This window comes from Lutibacter sp. (genome assembly GCF_041596795.1).
In the GTDB taxonomy this organism is placed as follows: domain Bacteria; phylum Bacteroidota; class Bacteroidia; order Flavobacteriales; family Flavobacteriaceae; genus Lutibacter.
Window position 1 is genome coordinate 22,109 of sequence record NZ_JBFHHX010000010.1, and the last position, 18,137, is coordinate 40,245.

At 29.9% G+C, this 18,137-nt stretch carries 16 protein-coding genes and 1 tRNA gene; 2 read left to right on the forward strand and 15 right to left on the reverse strand.

What is annotated here, in order from left to right; all coding sequences use genetic code 11:
* Positions 1-20: 20 nt before the first annotated feature.
* The 4 genes from ABY298_RS02505 to hsdR are packed head-to-tail and all read right to left on the reverse strand — an operon-like array spanning position 21 to position 6,374.
* Complete coding sequence (locus ABY298_RS02505) at positions 21-1,343, reverse strand: restriction endonuclease subunit S (RefSeq protein ID WP_372744417.1); 1,323 nt, start codon at positions 1,341-1,343, stop codon at positions 21-23.
* 2 nt (positions 1,344-1,345) lie between these two features.
* On the reverse strand, positions 1,346-2,767 hold the full coding sequence (locus ABY298_RS02510) for an N-6 DNA methylase (RefSeq protein WP_372744418.1): 1,422 nt from the start codon (positions 2,765-2,767) through the stop codon (positions 1,346-1,348).
* Positions 2,760-4,001: a hypothetical protein gene (locus tag ABY298_RS02515; protein WP_372744419.1), complete on the reverse strand. Its 1,242-nt coding sequence runs from the start codon at positions 3,999-4,001 to the stop codon at positions 2,760-2,762. The genes ABY298_RS02510 and ABY298_RS02515 overlap by 8 nt, the downstream gene beginning before the upstream one ends.
* Positions 4,002-6,374, reverse strand: coding sequence for an EcoAI/FtnUII family type I restriction enzme subunit R (gene hsdR, locus ABY298_RS02520; protein WP_372744420.1), 2,373 nt, complete (start codon positions 6,372-6,374; stop codon positions 4,002-4,004).
* Positions 6,375-6,524: 150 nt separating this feature from the next.
* Between hsdR and ABY298_RS02525 the strand changes: the two genes are divergently transcribed.
* Both ABY298_RS02525 and ABY298_RS02530 read left to right on the forward strand, forming a co-directional pair.
* Positions 6,525-7,607 (forward strand): hypothetical protein, encoded by a 1,083-nt coding sequence (locus ABY298_RS02525; protein ID WP_372744421.1) that lies wholly within the window; start codon positions 6,525-6,527, stop codon positions 7,605-7,607.
* Between the two features lie 147 nt (positions 7,608-7,754).
* A complete protein-coding gene (locus tag ABY298_RS02530) occupies positions 7,755-8,054 on the forward strand; it encodes a hypothetical protein (RefSeq protein ID WP_372744422.1) in 300 nt (99 codons plus the stop codon).
* A gap of 19 nt (positions 8,055-8,073) precedes the next feature.
* Here the strand turns inward: ABY298_RS02530 and ABY298_RS02535 are convergent, their stop codons facing one another.
* The 11 genes from ABY298_RS02535 to ABY298_RS02585 form a co-directional block, all read right to left on the reverse strand.
* On the reverse strand, positions 8,074-9,051 hold the full coding sequence (locus ABY298_RS02535; protein WP_372744432.1) for a DUF6371 domain-containing protein: 978 nt from the start codon (positions 9,049-9,051) through the stop codon (positions 8,074-8,076).
* 63 nt (positions 9,052-9,114) lie between these two features.
* The gene (locus ABY298_RS02540) at positions 9,115-10,443 is read right to left on the reverse strand and encodes a DUF3987 domain-containing protein (RefSeq protein ID WP_372744423.1); all 1,329 of its coding nucleotides are present in this window, start codon (positions 10,441-10,443) and stop codon (positions 9,115-9,117) included.
* A 1-nt stretch (position 10,444) separates the two neighbouring features.
* Complete coding sequence (locus ABY298_RS02545; protein ID WP_372744424.1) at positions 10,445-11,026, reverse strand: CopG family transcriptional regulator; 582 nt, start codon at positions 11,024-11,026, stop codon at positions 10,445-10,447.
* 10 nt (positions 11,027-11,036) lie between these two features.
* Positions 11,037-11,336, reverse strand: a complete 300-nt coding sequence (locus ABY298_RS02550) for a helix-turn-helix domain-containing protein (protein ID WP_372744425.1) — start codon at positions 11,334-11,336, stop codon at positions 11,037-11,039.
* A 221-nt stretch (positions 11,337-11,557) separates the two neighbouring features.
* Positions 11,558-12,487, reverse strand: coding sequence for a hypothetical protein (locus tag ABY298_RS02555; RefSeq protein ID WP_372744426.1), 930 nt, complete (start codon positions 12,485-12,487; stop codon positions 11,558-11,560).
* 4 nt (positions 12,488-12,491) lie between these two features.
* The gene (locus ABY298_RS02560; RefSeq protein ID WP_372744427.1) at positions 12,492-13,715 is read right to left on the reverse strand and encodes a tyrosine-type recombinase/integrase; all 1,224 of its coding nucleotides are present in this window, start codon (positions 13,713-13,715) and stop codon (positions 12,492-12,494) included.
* Positions 13,716-13,906: 191 nt separating this feature from the next.
* Positions 13,907-13,980 (reverse strand) — tRNA-Asp (locus tag ABY298_RS02565).
* A 64-nt stretch (positions 13,981-14,044) separates the two neighbouring features.
* Positions 14,045-14,968 carry a DUF58 domain-containing protein gene (locus tag ABY298_RS02570; protein ID WP_372744428.1) on the reverse strand — a complete coding sequence of 308 codons (924 nt, stop codon included), beginning with the start codon at positions 14,966-14,968 and terminating at the stop codon, positions 14,045-14,047.
* Between the two features lie 83 nt (positions 14,969-15,051).
* Entirely contained in the window at positions 15,052-15,369 is a 318-nt protein-coding gene (trxA, locus tag ABY298_RS02575; RefSeq protein ID WP_372744429.1) for a thioredoxin, read from the reverse strand.
* A gap of 115 nt (positions 15,370-15,484) precedes the next feature.
* Entirely contained in the window at positions 15,485-16,441 is a 957-nt protein-coding gene (metF, locus tag ABY298_RS02580; protein ID WP_372744430.1) for a methylenetetrahydrofolate reductase [NAD(P)H], read from the reverse strand.
* A gap of 394 nt (positions 16,442-16,835) precedes the next feature.
* Positions 16,836-18,137: vitamin B12 dependent-methionine synthase activation domain-containing protein (locus tag ABY298_RS02585; protein WP_372744431.1), on the reverse strand; the 1,302-nt coding region annotated here is incomplete at its 5' end.

Consider the following 18,137-nt stretch of genomic DNA (forward strand, 5'->3'; position numbering starts at 1 on the left):
TTCTCCTTTATTTTTAACAATTAGTTAATTTTATTTTTCCCCTCAAAAACCTCTCTTAAACAACTCTGCATTAACTGCTCACTTTGTTCTTGGCTTTGTTGTACTTGCTGCTCTAAAGCATCACATAAGCCCATTAAGGTATTTACTTTTTGAACGATGGCTTTTTGTTCATGTAATGATGGCATTGGGATAATAGTACTTGATATTCTATGTAGTGCCAACTTTGGTTGTGCCATCTTATTTATTTTTTCTAAAAATTGAGATTGACAAATATGAGAACTTAATAATGTTTTTAAATAAATCTTATCTACTTGATAGATAATTAATTTAGCTGCATTTTCGGTTAAATTCATATTATCCAATTCTTCTGGAATTACTCCAACATCTCCAATAGTTCCAGCTATTGTAATATATAAATCATCTTTTGAAATTGTATAGGCTTTTATCATTTCAAATACATCCTCAGTAATGTATTTTAATTTAGTAGAAATAACAGTTCCTTTTTTCAAATCAGTAACTCTAATATAAACATGGGCCGATTCGACGTCTGATAATTGATAGCCTTTTGGTATTCTTTTCCCTCCCTTTATTGTTGTCAGATCTCCAATTCTACACCAAACCCAACCTTCAGGTAATTCATAAGGAATTTCATCTTTGGTAATTTGTGGTAAAGGCTTTTCCTTTTTTATTTTTTTGTCTTTAATAAGTTGTGCTTTCTCTTGTTGGATGCGCTTTAATAGTTGGCTTGCGTGATGAGATCCTGAAATAAGTTCAGGATGACGAGAACGCCAATCTGCTGTGAGTTTTCCTTGAACGGCTTCTTGCAGAATAGATTGTCTTAATTTGGCTATATCATTTTTTTGGTCATTCAGTAAGTCTTTTGCCCTATCAAGTTCTATCTTTATATTGTAATATAGATCTACTATTTTTAATTGTAATTCTAAAGATATATCTGGAACTTTAGCTGTTTTTAAATTTCCAAGGGTTAATGAGACATTAGCACTACCTTTCATAAGAGGAACTAATACATAGTCTTTCATTAAGTTGAAATATATATGTAAAAATTTTGCGGAATATTTTTTATTTTTCGGAACACAAGCTGCTAAAATACTGCCAAAAGCAAATTTCCCTTCTTGATAATGTATTCGATTTATACTAGCATGACCATGTCCTGTAGCAGACACAAGAGGAATAAGTACAGCTGGTGTGTCCAATTGAAATTTATTATGGCTTTTTCGATCTTCTCCAGTAGTGACCAAAGGGTAATCACCAGGAATTGCTTTGGCAATCCCAATTTCACCCTTTACTACATCGCAAATATCACCTAATTGTATATATGACATAATTAATTAAGGGCTTCTTTTATTTTCAACAATAACTCATCTACAATTTTATTGCTTTCGGAAAGCCTTTTTAGAATATCTTTCGATGAATCAAATTCTTCTTGTACTTGATCTTTTGGATTTTTAATATCTAAATTATAGTTTCTTTTTTTAATTTCTTCAATAGACACTTTCCAAGCAAAATCATTTTCAACTCTATTATTCCACCATTCTTTTTCAGCATCAAATTCTCTAATATTGATAGGCTTAGTTTTATTATAGTTCTTGACACCATCTGGATATTGATGTTGATAATACCACACTTCTTTAGTGGGTGTGCCTTTTTCAAAAAACAACAGGTTTGTATTAATATTTGTATATGGATTGAACACTCCTAAAGGTAAACGTACAATGGTATGTAAGTTACAGCGCTCTAATAACTCTTCTTTTAAACGTGTTTTCATTCCTTCACCAAACAACGTACCATCTGGCAATACAATAGCACAACGCCCATTATTTTTTAATAACTTAATAATTAAGGCTAAAAATAAATCGGCTGTTTCTTTAGTTCTAAATTTTTGAGGAAAGTTGGTTTCTGTACCATCTTCTTCCACCCCTCCAAAAGGCGGATTGGTTAAAATAATGTCCAACTTATCTTTTGCTCCCCAATCGGCATAGGGCTTACTTAATAAGTTATCTCTACGTACTGCAGGCAAATCAAAACCGTGTAACATTAAATTGGTAGTGCACAGTAAATGTGGCAAAGGCTTTTTTTCAATACCTCTAATAGATGTTTGTAGTATATCTCTATCTTTAGGTGTTTTAACTTGATCTCGCACATGGTCTATTGTACAAGTTAAAAAACCACCCGTACCACAAGCTGGATCTAATATGCTTTCTCCTAGTTGTGGGTTAATCATATCTACCATAAACTGTGTTACAGCTCTTGGTGTGTAATACTCCCCAGAAGAACCAGCAGATTGCAATTCTTTTAAAATGGTTTCGTAAATATCATTGAATAAATGACGTTCTGTTGTGCTATTAAAATCAATTTCATTAATCACATTAATTACTTGACGGAAGAGTGTTCCGTTTTTCATATAATTATAGGTATCATCAAATACTGAACGAATGATATGAGCTTGTGGACTTATGGTAATATCCAACTCTTTCAATGCAGGAAATAATTCGTTATTGATAAATTCCATTAAGGCATCACCTGTTAATCCTTCATCATTAGCTGCCCAGTTTTGCCATTTAAGTTTTTCAGGAATTGGAGATTCGTAGTTATCTATGGTAATTTCCCATTCTTCTTCTTTATCGGCAAATATTTTCATAAAAAGCATCCACACCATTTGCGATATACGCTGTGCATCACCGTCTACTCCTTCGTCTTTACGCATAATTGTTCTTATGCTTTTTATGTTTGTTGTTATGTTACTCATATGGTAAACTATATTTATTTTTAGTTGTTATTATAGAATAAATTACACCTGCAGAATTTTGAAAAACAATTGCATCTTCAACAATGAAATGAAATAATTCAGACCTTCCTTTTCTATAATCAACATCTATATTTCTGATAAATTCAGAACTTTCAGCTTTTTTTCCAGATATTTTTATATCAATCCTTCTATTCCCAATGAAACTATCAGCTTTATAGCTGGAAATACCTTTAAAATCCTGCTCCATAATTAAATTGTAAAGCTCCATATTTAAACCAATAAAAACAGCCTTCTTTGATTTTATTTCAGATAGATTGCCAATAATTGTCCCTCCTATATTACTTCTGGATTTTACAAAATCATCACTTACTTGTAGCTGTTTATTACTTGCATTAACCAAGGCCAAAAAATTTAATTTACTTATATCATCAATTTTTTCAAGGGCTTTAACTCTATTTTTAAGGGCTATTGTAAAATATGCCCGTTTACTAATGATAGATATCCAATCTAAATAAAACGTTAGTCTTTTAAGTATTTTAATTTTTAATCTAAATTTCTCATCCAATTGAGAGACTTCAGGCGGATCAACTAGATAAATTTTTGCGTGATTTACCTTATCAATTACAGTAATTCCTCCTATTAAGAGGTCAGTGCCTTTTGCATATTTGCTTTTAAAACCTTCATCGCTTTTTTTTTCTTTTATATTGCTTTTATGATATGAAAAATTTGATTTTAAAGAATTATCAGACACAATACTTCCTTTAGCCTCAACAACAATCATTTTATTGAAATTTTCAATAACTGCACTGTCAAAATCAAAATCTTTATGCCCTTGGATGTTAATTCTTTGCCAATCTGCTTGAGTAAGCCCATAAATCTGGCTCAAAACACTTAAAGCACCTCCGCATCCAATTGATTCAGAAACATGATTTTGTTCATTGTTATTAGGATATTCAGTATAAAACCGTCCAGTTTCTATTTCAAACCCTGTATACACATTAACATTTCCATATAAATCTCCAATATTTTCTTGAATAGTAGTGAAAGAATTTAATTTACCATATTCAGAATTTCTATGATGCATTTGACTATAAGTCTTAAAATCTGCAAAAGGAACTTTAATATATCCTGCTTTAACAATTTGATCTATTCTTTCAAATTCATTAGGGTAATTTTTTTGCAGAAGATTTTCCTCAACATCATCATAATATGCTACGTCTATTCTCAAATCCATTTATGCTCCCGTTTTATAAATTTCAGTTTCTAATTCTTTAACGGCTTGCTCAAAGTCTTTACGTTTACCAAAAGCACGAACCAATTCAACAGGAGAACCCATTTCATTTAAAGGTTTTACTTTTAGTATAGACCCTTGTTCAATGGACGTAATACCTTCTTGTTCGTATTTATCTAACAAACTATTTAGCACTTTTTGTGCAGTTTCGCTGTACTTACCAAAATAATTTCGTTTACGAACATTGTTTGCACGTTCTTGTCTTGTTAACGCTGGTTGGTCAAAAGCAATGTGGCAAATCAAATCGAAATCATCTAAATCCAATCCAACATCTTCACGAAGTGCCTCCAACAAAACACCATGTTCTGCTAATTCTTTTATAAGCTCTTCTTTCTTTTCTGAATTATTCCATCGTTGGATAAAATTATCAAGTGATGTAAATTCCTTTTCAATATTTTTTCTAGAATAATCTTTTAAAGACTCCGTAATCAATTTACCATCTTTTCCATAATATTGAACACGCTCATTTATAATAGAAACAGGAATTTGATTGACGTAGTATTTTTTTACTTCCTCCTCTTCATTATCAATATCTATATCTGGAGTCGTAGTTTTAAAATCGTCAGGATTAATTGACTCTCCATCATCTGGTGGTATAGTATCATCTTCATCAGGTGGCACAACTGGGTCGTTAGGTTGAGGGTCATAAATTTGTACAGGGTCACCATCAAAATCTGGACGAGCAAATATATTTGTAGCTCTTCTAAAATCCATAATGGTAAAATACACTTTACCTTCAGCTTCTCTTATACGTGTTCCTCTACCTATAATTTGCTTAAACTCTGTAACAGATTGTATGTTTGACTCTAAAACAATGAACTTCACCATTTTTGTATCAATACCAGTGGTTAGCATTTTTGAAGTTGTTGCAATTACAGGAAAACGCTCTTCAACATCGGTAAAATTATCCAGTTCTTGTTTACCAACTTCATCATCACCCGTAATTTTCACACAGTAATTCCAATGTTTAGCAACTAAATCTGCATTTTCATTAATCAAAGCCTGTCGCATTCTATTTGCGTGATCAATATCTGTACAAAACACTATAGTCTTTGCAAATCGGTCTGTAGCTTTTAAATATTCAGTGATTTTTTTTGCTACAATTTCAGTACGCTCATCAATTGCTAAAGTTCTGTCATAATCTTTTAAATTGTAAATACGGTCTTTAACTTCATTGCCATATTTATCAATTAAACCAGCTGTTGGTCTCCAACCATCATCAACACTTGTGGTAATTCTCACTACTTTATATGGAGCTAAAAAACCATCATCAATACCTTGCTTTAATGAATAAGTATAAACAGGCTCTCCAAAATATTCCATATTTGAAACATCTTTAGTTTCTTTAGGTGTTGCCGTTAAACCTATTTGTGTTGCTGAACTAAAATAGTCCAAAACTTCTCTCCAAGCAGAAGCTTCTGATGCACTTCCTCTATGGCACTCATCTATTACAACTAAATCAAAAAAGTCTTGACTAAATTCTTTATAAGCATTTTTAGCCTCATCATTACTTGTTAAACCTTGATACAATGCAAAATATATTTGATAAGATTTATCAATCTTTCTGTTTTTAATAATATGCATAATGTCATTTCCAAAAGGAGAAAAGTCTCCATTTTTGGTTTGTGTCAATAGTGCATTTCTATCAGCTAAAAATAATATCCTTTTTTTAATTCCAGTTTTCCATAGCCTCCAAATAATATTAAAAGCAGTATATGTTTTACCAGTTCCCGTAGCCATCACCAAAATGATCCTATCTTGTCCTTTAGCAACAGCTTCTAACGTTCTATTTACAGCGTTTTGTTGGTAATATCTTGGGTTCATACCACTATCATCAACATAATAATCTTTCTCTACTATGTCTTGTGCTTGCGGCGTTTCAATATTTACATACTTTAAATATTTTTTCCACAAATCTTCTGGTGAAGGAAAATGATTTAAAGAAATTTCTTGCTCAATTTCTCCAGTTATTTTCGTTTTATCATGAAATACAAAAGAGTCTCCATTTGAAGTAAACACAAACGGAATTTGTAAAATCTCAGAATATTCTAACGCTTGTTGCATTCCATTTCCTACTGGCTTTGTATTGTCTTTAGCTTCAATTATAGCTATAGGAATATTGGATTTATAGTATAAGATATAATCAGCTCTTTTTCTTTTTCCACGAGTATATAATTTACCCTGGACAATAATACGACCATCCGTAAAAGACACCTCTTCTCTTACTTGTCTTTTCATATCCCAACCTGCCTTTTCAATAGCTGGGTTAATGAATTTGGTGCAAATATCTCTTTCTGTTAGCTCTTTTTTATTCATTTTTTTTAAAAAAATAAATATACGCAAACTTTAAATGAAAACTAAAAGTAGAAAACCTTTTTTTAAGTAATAAAATTAACAATTCTTTTTCAACACATAGAATTACATTCCTTTTTTCCATAAATTTAAGAACTTCATAATCTCTCTAATATGGATAAAGAAATTTTTACTCGAAAAGAACTTTACAACTTAGTTTGGACCCTACCTAGAACTAAAATTTTGGAAAAATATGCAATTTCTAACGCAAAGTTTCAAACAATCTTAAATAACAAGAATATACTATATCCAACGGGAGGACATTGGCTAAAATTAAAATTCAATAAACCTGTAAATATTGAAAAATTAAATGCCGATTATGAAGGAGATGATATGATTAAACTAATTATTAGAGAAGCTGGAAAATCAGAAAATTACGATACATCTCCCCTATCAATTTTAACTAAAGAAATTGAAAATGACCCTAAAGCTCCAGTAATAGTTCCTTCCAAACTACTGAACCCAGATATTTTGACAAGAAATACAATAGAAGAGTTTGAATATTTAAAAAAAAATGGACGCTATGCTGATTTTAATAAATTAACGCTCCCAATTAGATATGACATTGCAGATAAAAAAAGAGCTTTAAGGATTATGGATGCTTTCGTTAAATTATTGAGATATAGAGGACATTCTTTGACAGAAAACATAAACAGGTATATTAGAATAAATATAAAAGGAATAGAAATTTATTTTCATTTGCGAGAGAAAACTAAACGAATACCTGGAAAAGATAAATGGAGTACTAGTGAATATATCCCAACTGGTAAATTTGTATTTAAAATAGGTGAATACTCACGAGAAAAAGAAATAACTGACGGCAAAAATCTTATTGAAACAAGACTAGCCGAAATAGTTGCTTTTTCAGAACTTTATGCAAAACAAGAGTTAGAATGGAAAGAAATAAACAGAATAAATCGCATTAAGTTTGAAAAAGAGGAGGAAATCAGGAAGAAATTTGAAGCAAAAAGAAATAATGAAATATCAAAATTTAATGATTTAGTTAATGATGCAAATCTTTATGACAAAACACAAAAAATCAGAAACTATATCAATGCTGTAGAAAAAAATGCTATTGACCAAAATATTTTAACTATTGAACTGAAAAACTGGATTTCTTGGGCAAGAGATAAAACAGACTGGTATGATCCTATAATCAATAAATACGATGAATTATTAAAGGATGTTAAGAAATAGAATATTTATTTAGACAGGACTACCTTTTATTTTATAAATGACTAACTGTCTATTTTCAACCTCAATAAATAATGAATTTTTATGACTGAAATACTCTATTTTTATTTTTAAGTTTATAAACTTAAAATGCAATAAGGATAAAAAATTATGGAAGATAAATTAAACGAATTGATTTTGAAGGTTGATCAGCTTTTTGAAACTCAAAAACTTATTTTAGAAAAACTGGATCAAAGCACCATTTTAACAAAAGAGCCAATTATAAGAAAAAAACAGAGTGAAAAAGAACCAGAAAATATTCAACATGAAGAAATTAAATTAATTATCATGAATGGTCGGAGATTAAAACAAGAATTTAATTTAGCTGTAACTCCACAAGGAAATAGAATATTGGCATATTTAAGAACTAATGATCCAAAAATATTTGATGGTTTAAAACGTAAAAAATGAAGTGTTTAAAATTTTGAATTTAGGAGAAATTTCTGAAAACATCTTCTAAATCACAATTGTACCAGCCTTCCTTTTTTAACTGGTCATCGGATTTACCTTCAGTCATATCCCAAATTTTAGCATAAATACCCAATTCTATTAAATGAGGTAATTTTTTATTCATTATTTTAACTGCATTTTCACTAATATCTGGTGCTAAAATAACTTTTCGGCCTACTAAAATTTCAATTTTATTGTTGGTCAAGCCATTAATTCCACCATAAGCTAGCCAAATAAACTCTGGTAAGTGTAAAGAACATACAATAGCAGTTTTTTCACTTTCAACTAGAATAATAGATTTATTTTTATTTTCAGGTAAATCAATTAGATGTTCTCCAAATAAACAATTATAATAACCATCTTCCTTTTTATAGGGGACTTTAAAATAGTTGGTTCTTTTTCCATCTTTTTTATAATATGAAACTTTTGCTTTTTGAACTAAACCTTTTTTATTTATGCTCCAAAAAACAGTTCCGCCATCTTTACTTGTACCTATGTAATACAGTTTTTTAATAAAATCAACTTTCTTTTCATTATATGTATTACGTAGGTATTGCAACAAGTTGTTTTCTGGTTTATAGTTTAAAAACTGCAAAACAAGCTCTTTTTGTATGTATTTTATTGCTTTTTTGCAGTTTGCACCTCTTGTATCACACTGTATTACGCTATTGTAATGCGATTGTAACACATTTTTGTAATACGAATGTGATACAATTGGTTCAAAGCAATTATTTAAATCATTCCATATATATTCGTTTCCTTTTTCATCTTTATAGAGATTAGGAGGTAAGTTAGCTTTACCACACGAATGACAATATCCATATACCTCAGGAAGTTCCTTATAATTTACAAACTTGCCGTTCTTATTGGATTTATTACAACAAGGTGTTATTAAGTTGAGGTTTCGTTTATTACTAAACTCATATTTTTGTTCTATTTTAATTAAATTATTTTTCACAACTGGCAACTGGCAACTTTTAAATATTGATAATTAAACTGTAACTCACACTATATAAAACTATTACCCTGTATTCTTAATAGGTTTTGGAGTTTCCAGTTGCTGGTTGTTTACGCTCTTAGGCCAATTTTTTGAGATAGTTCCTTTATGCAATCCAGTAACTTCAGCAACTGCCTTTTGTGAAGCGTTATTTTTTTTAGCAAGTTGTATTATTTGACCTAATGTTGGTTCTTTATCAGATTGAGATAGATTTTCTTCGAGTATTATTTTAAAATTATTAAAGTAAAATTCATTGAGTTTGATTGCAAGTTCAACAGTTTGCAATTCTAAAGTAGATATAAAATTGGAGTTGCTTGAATTTTTCATCATATGAACCAACAAGCAAAATTTATGAATTGAGATTTGCATTTTAGACATATACTCTTTTATTATTGGCTCAGCATTTTGTTGTTTTTTTATCAATTCTTGAGAATATTCAAAGAGCAAATCTTCTGCTTGAATAGATAGCTTAATTTGAAATTGCTTAATAGTTTCTTCAGGTTGTTCACTTTGTCTTTTATAAGCTATGATATTAAAAATTGATTTATTATAGGCATCTTTTATTTCGTTTGATATTTGACTCTTAGACAACTTATTATTTCTAGTGAGTTTTGGGGTAAATAATAACCTATCAATAAATCCACTTTCTAAATTACCATGGGCAAACAGTTTTGGAATAAATTGATGTTGTAAGCCACCTAATAGCGTTGGATACGTTTTGCTTAACCTAAAACTTTTGGTCGTTTTTCTTGAAATATCAACATAACCATTTGTAAAACCTTCCAATAAAAAAGTTCTCCATGCAACACCATCTCTACTAGACGGGTTTCCCATTTTTTCAATCAATGAAAATATTTCATCGTTGAAGATCCCTACTGAATTTGGATTTTCATAATGAGTTTTATGAACCGCTTCAATAGTAGCATTTTGTATTAATAGCTGCTTCCTTTCAGGGGCTTCGGTATCTTCGTTGCAATTTTTTAGATCTTCTTTATATATGTCATAATCCATATCGTCAAGTTCCTTTAATGGTTCCGCTGCAATTTTCATAGCTTCAGATTTGGTATCTCCTCTACTTCCTATAATTGCGAAATAAAGGTTTGCATAATTTATATACCCTAATGCTTCAATATAAAAAGTTAAACCAATAGATGTACTTAAAGCATAGAGGATAGAGGTTAATGAATATTCTTTTGGTACTCTTTTATGTATGAAGGTTTCATTAATTAAATCAGAGAATTCTTGTGGTAACTGATTTATTATGTCTTTAAGCATTGAAATTGATCTATCTTTTTTTGATTTATCAATTTGATCAATAGCCTCTTTAATATCTTCTGGTTTTTTGAGGTTCATTTTAAATAGTTTTTTTAATTAATTCACAATTATTCTCGAATAGAAATTCTTTTAATATTCTGTAATTGAAGCCATTGAAAAATGCTTTTTTAGCAAAATCTAATTGTCGAGAACCATATAAGAAACTATCTTCAACTTTAATTAAATCAGCGAGAACCTTATTAAATTCTTTTTTTAAATCTTGACTAAAAATTGGATTACCGTTAATTTGTATAATAGTGTCTCTAAAATTTTCTCTTTGTTTTTTTGAATAAGATTGAATTGGAAGTGCTTTTTGATCAAAAATCCAACTAACTAGCTGTAAAAATTCTAAAGAATGAATTAAGCTAGGTTTTATTTCCAATTCTTTATTTAGTAATTCGTTATATTTTTGTTCAAAATAACCTTCATTATCTTCCACATACAAATTTTCAGGATCTTGTACACTATTGTATATTTCTTCTTCAAAATCTAGTTCATTTTCAAAATAGTTTTCTAAAATTAATCTGGTAACTTCTGAAGTTGACACATTCTTTTCTTCTGCTAATTCATCAAGTTTATTTCTTAATTCACTTGAAATTCTGAGGTTAATTGTAGTTGTCATTTCTTGAAAATTAAAATTGATTTATTCTTGTGATTGAATTTTCAATATCAGCTCGCTTAAACCTAATTTTATTCGCAATCTGATAAAATGGAACAATGTTTCGCTTTCTCCAATCGAATAATGTTGGGAGCGTAATACCAAGAATTTTACAAGCCTCTTTACTGTCTATAAATTCTGTTGGGGGGTTTTGTTTGAAATTATCAGTCAATAACTGAAATTCCTTTCTCATCTCTGTCACAACATCTGTAACAATTTCTTTTTTTAAGTCCTCTGATGTAATGTTGTGGACTTGGGTGATTTGTTTTTTCATATAATTATGATTTAAATATTACTTATCAAATATATAATCATAATAATCATAAAATCAACAGCTTAACAACTATATAGTAAGAAAAATACTAGATTTTACAAGATATATTAACGAGTTTTCTCATTTTTCAAGAGAAAAATTATTAAAACGAAAAAAAAGTGGAAAAAATAGAATATTTTGAGAAAAAAAAGTGAAAAAAAGTCATTTTTTCCTATTTTCAACTATTCCTTTAGAAGTATAAACTTAGAATAAAGTTTATCAAATTCGATAAAATGATTCTCCTCCGACGAAGTTGAAGGCGATATTAACTTTGGTTGTTTAAACTGAAATATGTTCTTTTCTTTCAAGTATTTAAAATAAAAATTTGGCTTAATTTTATCTTGAGCTAAAAAGGCTTCCTTTATTAAATACCTATGAAGAGTACTAAAAAATGATCCGTTCTTTTTATTTTCATTCTCATTTAAAATAAATAGAAAAAACTCTTCGTATTCATCGTTTAAAAAAATACTCTTTTCATCTTTTTTTAAACCCTTAGAAATATTACCCTTAGACTTATCCATTTCTTTATAAATCAAATCTAATGTTAACTCCACATATTCCTTAATATCAATTGAAGTAAATTCAGATTCAAGTACAAGTTTAGACATACATTCCATCAAAAAATAGTTAAATGGATTTGTTGACACCTCCTTATGTTTTATATTTATAAAATCTAGAATACTAACAAAATACTTATCCTTTCTATTAATCTCTTCTATGAAATAGAAAAAATATAATTTCTGAAGTATTAAAACATATGCTGAAAAATTTCCGTTATAAACATTAAATTCTTCTGCTTTATCTTCTTCTTCAGTATGCCATTCATACTTTATTTTTCCAACTTTGCTTTTATTCTCAAACTCATTGAAATATTCCTTAAATAATATCGCCTTATTAAAAAACCCTTCCTTTAACCTATATATATCCTTATAAACCATTATCAACACTTTAGAGGGAAGGTGCTCACTGATTTTTAAACCGTACTTTACTGTATTAGCAACCTTATTATGATTTTCTAAATCTTGAATTATTTTCCTATTAAGTTTATGTTTAAAATCATTATTATTAACCAATTTAATATCACTTACTGGAAGTTTATCACCGTAATTCATAATTCTATTCTGATTTAAAAAATTTATGATTTGCAATCCTTTTTGCAAACTCTTCTTTCCCTATTTTTATATAAGTCAAAAAGCTTTTTTCAGTTTTATGACCTGATAATTGCATAATAGCAAGCGTGTCCATTCCATTTTTATATGCATTAGTACAAAAAGACCTTCTAGCCGTATGCGTACTAACCAAATCATATTTAGGAATATTCTCCTTCTCACTTACTTTATCCTTAATTTTCGCTTTTTCAGCAATCTTTTTCAGTTTCAAATTGACATCCTGTTCATTAACAAACTTTGGAGCAACCCCTCCTCTTTTATCAAATATAGATTGTATTACAGGATGAATAGGGATAATTACTTCATTATTGGTTTTAGTTTGAGTTAACTTAAAGCAAGAAACACCATCATAGACAGAAATATTATTTTCATTCAATTTTCGCCAGTCTGACACACGCTGACCAGTATAAGCTCCCATTAAAAACAAATCTCTCACCCTATCCTCTACACTATCCAATTCATATTCTAATTTAGACAATTCTAACAACTCATCTTCATTTAAATAAATTTGAAAACTATCTTCCTTCAAAACTTTAAAATGCTTGTGCTTATGCCCCATTAAATCAGTAATACCATCTTCATTAGCACTATTCATAAACATTTTAAGGTTCTTTATTTGTTTCCCTATGGTATTTGGAGACATTTCCTCAACATCTTCTAAATACTCAACAAATGAAAAATAGAAGTCTATATTAATAGATTTAAAATCTATTTTATAGTTTTCACTCTTGTCAAAATCCTTTATTAATTCTAAAGTTCTTGAGTATGTTTGCCAAGTAACTTTAGCAACCCTTTTTTTTGAATTTTCAATCAACACATCAACATACTCGTAAAACGTCTCTATTTTTTTCTCCTCAGTAACTTTATTAAAATAAACATCTAACTCATACTTCAAATTTTCTTTTGTAAGTTTATTAGCTACCTGAAGTTTCAAATATGCTTCATCAACAAATGAATATATCTTAGTTAATTTATGATTAATAATAGCCTTTACTGCTTCAACCTCCACTTTACTTCTCACCTTCTGATTTTTAAAATCCCAATTGCGTGGTGCAACTTTTAATCCAGTTGAATAAACCAAATCCTTTTTTTCAGGAAGCAAAACTTTTAAACTTATAGAAGTTTCATTTGTAGTTGACTTGTTTCTTAAAAGATATTTTATTGAAGCCATAAAATTGTAATTTTCGAATACTTAAAAGTACTAAAAATTTCAATCTGTACCGAACCTTGTACCGAAAAAAGTTTTATAAGTCTTTATATGTCTTTATCTGATTTTATAAAGAAGATCTCCAAACCTCTTGAAAACACTGGGCTCAGAAACAAAAACGCATAAAAAAAGGCTTCTCAATGAGAAGCCTTTTGCGGTCTGGACGGGACTCGAACCCGCGACCCCCTGCGTGACAGGCAGGTATTCTAACCAGCTGAACTACCAAACCGTTGCTGTTAGCGGTTGCAAATATAAGCGCCTTTTTGAATTCTGCAAAGCTTTTTTTAATTTTTTTATAAAAATTTTTTTCGGCTAATTAAATATGAAATTAACACCTCATTAAAGCCTTTTCTAATATCAACCGGTACGTACGCTATTTTATACTGCATACACTTCAATTTCAAATCATTAAAATATTTTTCAATTTCAATTTTATATTTTTCCTGTACAGAATCTACATATAAATTAATTTCTTCACCCGATTCAACATCCACAAATTTTTTCGGTTCACCACCAAAATCGAGTGAATATTCTAACTTTCCATCAAAAGTATGAAACAAAACCACCTCATGTTTATTGTATTTTAAGTGTCGTAACGCTTCAAATAGTTCTTTTTCATTTTTGGAAACTTGAAACATATCTGTAAATAAAAAAATTAAAGATCTTCTATGTGTTTTTTCAGAAATCTCATGCAAAGCTTTATAAGTATTTGTAGTTGCTTTGGACTGAGATTTTAACAACAATTCAAGTTGAGCTAAAATCATTCTTCGGTGACGCTCACTTCCTTTAGCAGGCGTATAATAATCTATTTCATCGCTATAAATACTTATTCCAACGGCATCACGCTGTCTTTTTAGTATTTCTAATAATGCGGCTGAGGCAATTGCCGAAAAACTAATTTTAGATAGGTTTTCCAATGTAGGATTTTCAATTATGGGATAATTCATAGATGCCGAATTATCTATAATTAAATGGCATCGTAAATTGGTTTCTTCTTCATATTTTTTAACAAAGAGTTTTTTTGTTTTAGCAAACAATTTCCAATCAATATCTTTGGTACTCTCTCCATTATTATACAACCTATGTTCTGCAAATTCTACCGAAAATCCGTGAAACGGGCTTTTATGCATTCCAGTAATAAAACCTTCAACCACCTGATTTGCTAGCAATTCAAGATTATTTAATTCTGAAATATGTTTTACTGATAGGTTTTCCATAATTTAAAAAAACTAATATAGTATATAAAAAGAAAAGGCTCAACAAAATGTTGAGCCTTTTCATACCATTTTATAAGTATATTTTATAAATGAGCATTAATTTTTTCAGCGTATGTAGCTTTTGGAGCAACACCAACTTGTTTTTCAACAATTTCGCCATTTTTAAAAACTAATACTGTTGGAATATTTCTAACTCCATATTTTGCTGCAAACTCTTGATTAGAATCTACATCAATTTTTGTTATTACAGCTTTCCCTTCATATTCTGAAGTTAATTCCTCCATAATTGGAGCTACCATTCTACAAGGACCACACCAAGCTGCCCAAAAATCTACCATTACTGGTTTTTCCGATTTTAATACTACTTCCTCAAAGGTTGCATCTGTTACTTCTAATGCCATGATATATTTTTTTAATTAATAATTACTATTTCACTTTGCAAAAGTAATCAAATTATTCTCCTAAACAATTCTACATTTATTACTTTTATCTATAAAACCATTAATAAAAGTAATTCTAAAAAATTTCTTTAGCTATTGCTTTAATATTATCTGATTTTCCCATAGAATAAAAATGCACCACAGGAACTCCATTTGCCATTAATTCTTTAGATTGATGAATTGCCCATTCAATTCCAACTGCACGTACTTGCTTGGTATCTTTACAAGCTTCAACAGCACTAATTAATTCTTCAGGTAAATCCAATCTAAACACTTGTGGCAATACTTGTAAATGCCTGTGAACAGCTATTGGTTTAATTCCTGGAATAATAGGTACGTTTATACCAATTTTTCTAGCTCTGTCTACAAAATCGAAATATTTTTTATTATCAAAAAACATTTGTGTAACCACATAATCGGCTCCCGCATCCACTTTCTCTTTTAACCTTTTTAAATCGGTTTCCATACTTGGTGCTTCTAAATGTTTTTCTGGATACCCAGCAACACCAATGCAAAAATCTGGTTTATTGGTGGTTTCTATAATATTATGCAAGTATTTTCCATCGTTCAACTCTTTAATCTGACTCACCAATTCAGTAGCATAATTATTACCACCAATTGTTGGTTTAAAATATGGTTCATGTTTCATGGCATCACCACGTAAGGCCATAATATTATCTAAGCCTAAATAATGACAATCTACCAAAACATACTCTGTTTCTTCTTTGGTAAAACCGCCACATAACACATGCGGAATAGCATCTACATCATATTTATACTTTAAAGCAGCGCAAATTCCAACCGTTCCTGGTCGCATTCTGGTCATTTTTTGCTCTAATAATCCGTTCTCTTTTTTAATGTAAACATATTCTTCTCTAGAGGTTGTAACATCTATAAAAGGTGGATTAAACTCCATTAAAGGATCTACATTATTGTATAAATCCTGAATATTTTGCCCCTTTTGAGGCGGTACAATCTCAAACGAAAACAATGTTTTTCCGTTCGAATTTTTTATATGATCTGTTACCTTCATTTTGTGTTGTTGTTGGTTGTTAGTTGTTGGCTATTGACACTTTATAACTTTACATCTAACTTATTTTTTAAACTTTTAATTAAATAACTTTTAGCGTTTGAATAATTAATATCTTTTTAAACTTTAAACTTTTTAACCATTCAACCTTTCAACTAATTTTATGGGCGTTCCCCACAAGGGGTCGGGCTTTCCGCTATATCTTTTTAAAACATTATCAACACTAAAACTTTTCTAAAAAGTTTGTAGCAACCTACTCAATTCGAAAGATTACTTCGTTGCCAACTCCTTGTAATGACGTTTCATAAATTTTAAAAAGGATGCCGCTACTATCCCTAACGCATTTTTAATGAAAAATGAAAAAGTAAAAATGAATAATTTTTTAACTTTTAAACCTTTAAGCAAGATTTGGATTCAACCATTTTTTAGCCACCTCAATATCTATATTTTTTCTAGTTGCAAAATCTTCCACTTGTTCCATGGTTATTTTTCCAACTCCAAAATATTTGGCTTGTTCATTGGCAAAATACAATCCAGATACTGATGCTGCAGGCCACATTGCCAAACTATCTGTAAGTTCAACACCTATAGTTTCTTTTACACTTAACAATTCCCAAATAGTTAATTTCTCTAAATGATCTGGGCACGCAGGATATCCTGGAGCAGGACGAATTCCTTTATATTCTTCCTTAATCAATTCTTCATTGGTTAATTGTTCAGCACTTCCATATCCCCAATATTCTTTACGTACTTTTTCGTGTAAATATTCGGCAAACGCTTCTGCCAATCTATCAGCCAATGCTTTTACCATTATAGAATTATAATCGTCGTGATCTTTCTCAAAGGCTGCCGCTAATTCTGCAGTTCCAAAACCTGTTGAAACACAAAAAGCACCAATATAATCTTTAATTCCAGTTTCTTTAGGCGCAATAAAATCTGCCAATGCAATACTTGGAATCCCTTCTTTTTTCTTTAACTGTTGACGTAAGGTTCTTATAGTTGTATTCACAACTTTGCGCTTATCATCACCATATATTTCAATATCATCTACATTTGAATTTGCAGGAAAAATTCCAAAAACAGCTTTAGCCGTTAATAAATTTTCATTTAAAATTTTAGCTAGCATTAATTTAGCATCTGCAAATAAACTTGTCGCTTCCTTTCCAACAACCTCATCGGTTAAAATAGCAGGATATTTACCAGCCAATTCCCAGGTTCTAAAAAACGGAGTCCAATCTATATAATTAACTAATTTAGTTAAATCAAAATCTTCAAAAACCTGAATACCTTCAAAATTTGGTTTCACGATTTTCGATTCATTCCAATCAATTGTAAATTTATTTTCACGAGCCTCAGCCAACGATACATATTCTTTTTTTGATGATCTATTTAAATATCCTTCTCTAACTTTCTCGTAATCCTCTTTTATATCACCAATGTATTTTTGGTTGGTTCGTTTATTTAATAAATCCCCAACAACTGTTACTGCTCTTGAAGCATCGTGCACGTGAACCACTGCGTTTTTATATTGCGTATCAATTTTTACAGCTGTATGTGCTTTTGACGTTGTTGCACCTCCAATTAATAATGGAATTGTAAAATTTTGGCGTTCCATTTCTGATGCTAAATATGCCATTTCATCAAGAGATGGCGTAATTAACCCACTCAAACCAATCACATCTACATTTTCAGCTTTGGC

Excerpts from the sequence above, each read along its gene's own strand:
- ABY298_RS02505 (WP_372744417.1), bottom strand. The coding sequence starts at position 1,343 with ATGTCATATATACAATTAGGTGATATTTGCGATGTAGTAAAGGGTGAA.
- ABY298_RS02510 (WP_372744418.1), bottom strand. The coding sequence starts at position 2,767 with ATGAGTAACATAACAACAAACATAAAAAGCATAAGAACAATTATGCGT.
- ABY298_RS02515 (WP_372744419.1), bottom strand. The coding sequence starts at position 4,001 with ATGGATTTGAGAATAGACGTAGCATATTATGATGATGTTGAGGAAAAT.
- hsdR (WP_372744420.1), bottom strand. The coding sequence starts at position 6,374 with ATGAATAAAAAAGAGCTAACAGAAAGAGATATTTGCACCAAATTCATT.
- ABY298_RS02525 (WP_372744421.1), top strand. The coding sequence starts at position 6,525 with ATGGATAAAGAAATTTTTACTCGAAAAGAACTTTACAACTTAGTTTGG.
- ABY298_RS02530 (WP_372744422.1), top strand. The coding sequence starts at position 7,755 with ATGGAAGATAAATTAAACGAATTGATTTTGAAGGTTGATCAGCTTTTT.
- ABY298_RS02540 (WP_372744423.1), bottom strand. The coding sequence starts at position 10,443 with ATGAACCTCAAAAAACCAGAAGATATTAAAGAGGCTATTGATCAAATT.
- ABY298_RS02545 (WP_372744424.1), bottom strand. The coding sequence starts at position 11,026 with ATGACAACTACAATTAACCTCAGAATTTCAAGTGAATTAAGAAATAAA.
- ABY298_RS02550 (WP_372744425.1), bottom strand. The coding sequence starts at position 11,336 with ATGAAAAAACAAATCACCCAAGTCCACAACATTACATCAGAGGACTTA.
- ABY298_RS02555 (WP_372744426.1), bottom strand. The coding sequence starts at position 12,487 with ATGAATTACGGTGATAAACTTCCAGTAAGTGATATTAAATTGGTTAAT.
- ABY298_RS02560 (WP_372744427.1), bottom strand. The coding sequence starts at position 13,715 with ATGGCTTCAATAAAATATCTTTTAAGAAACAAGTCAACTACAAATGAA.
- ABY298_RS02570 (WP_372744428.1), bottom strand. The coding sequence starts at position 14,968 with ATGGAAAACCTATCAGTAAAACATATTTCAGAATTAAATAATCTTGAA.
- trxA (WP_372744429.1), bottom strand. The coding sequence starts at position 15,369 with ATGGCATTAGAAGTAACAGATGCAACCTTTGAGGAAGTAGTATTAAAA.
- metF (WP_372744430.1), bottom strand. The coding sequence starts at position 16,441 with ATGAAGGTAACAGATCATATAAAAAATTCGAACGGAAAAACATTGTTT.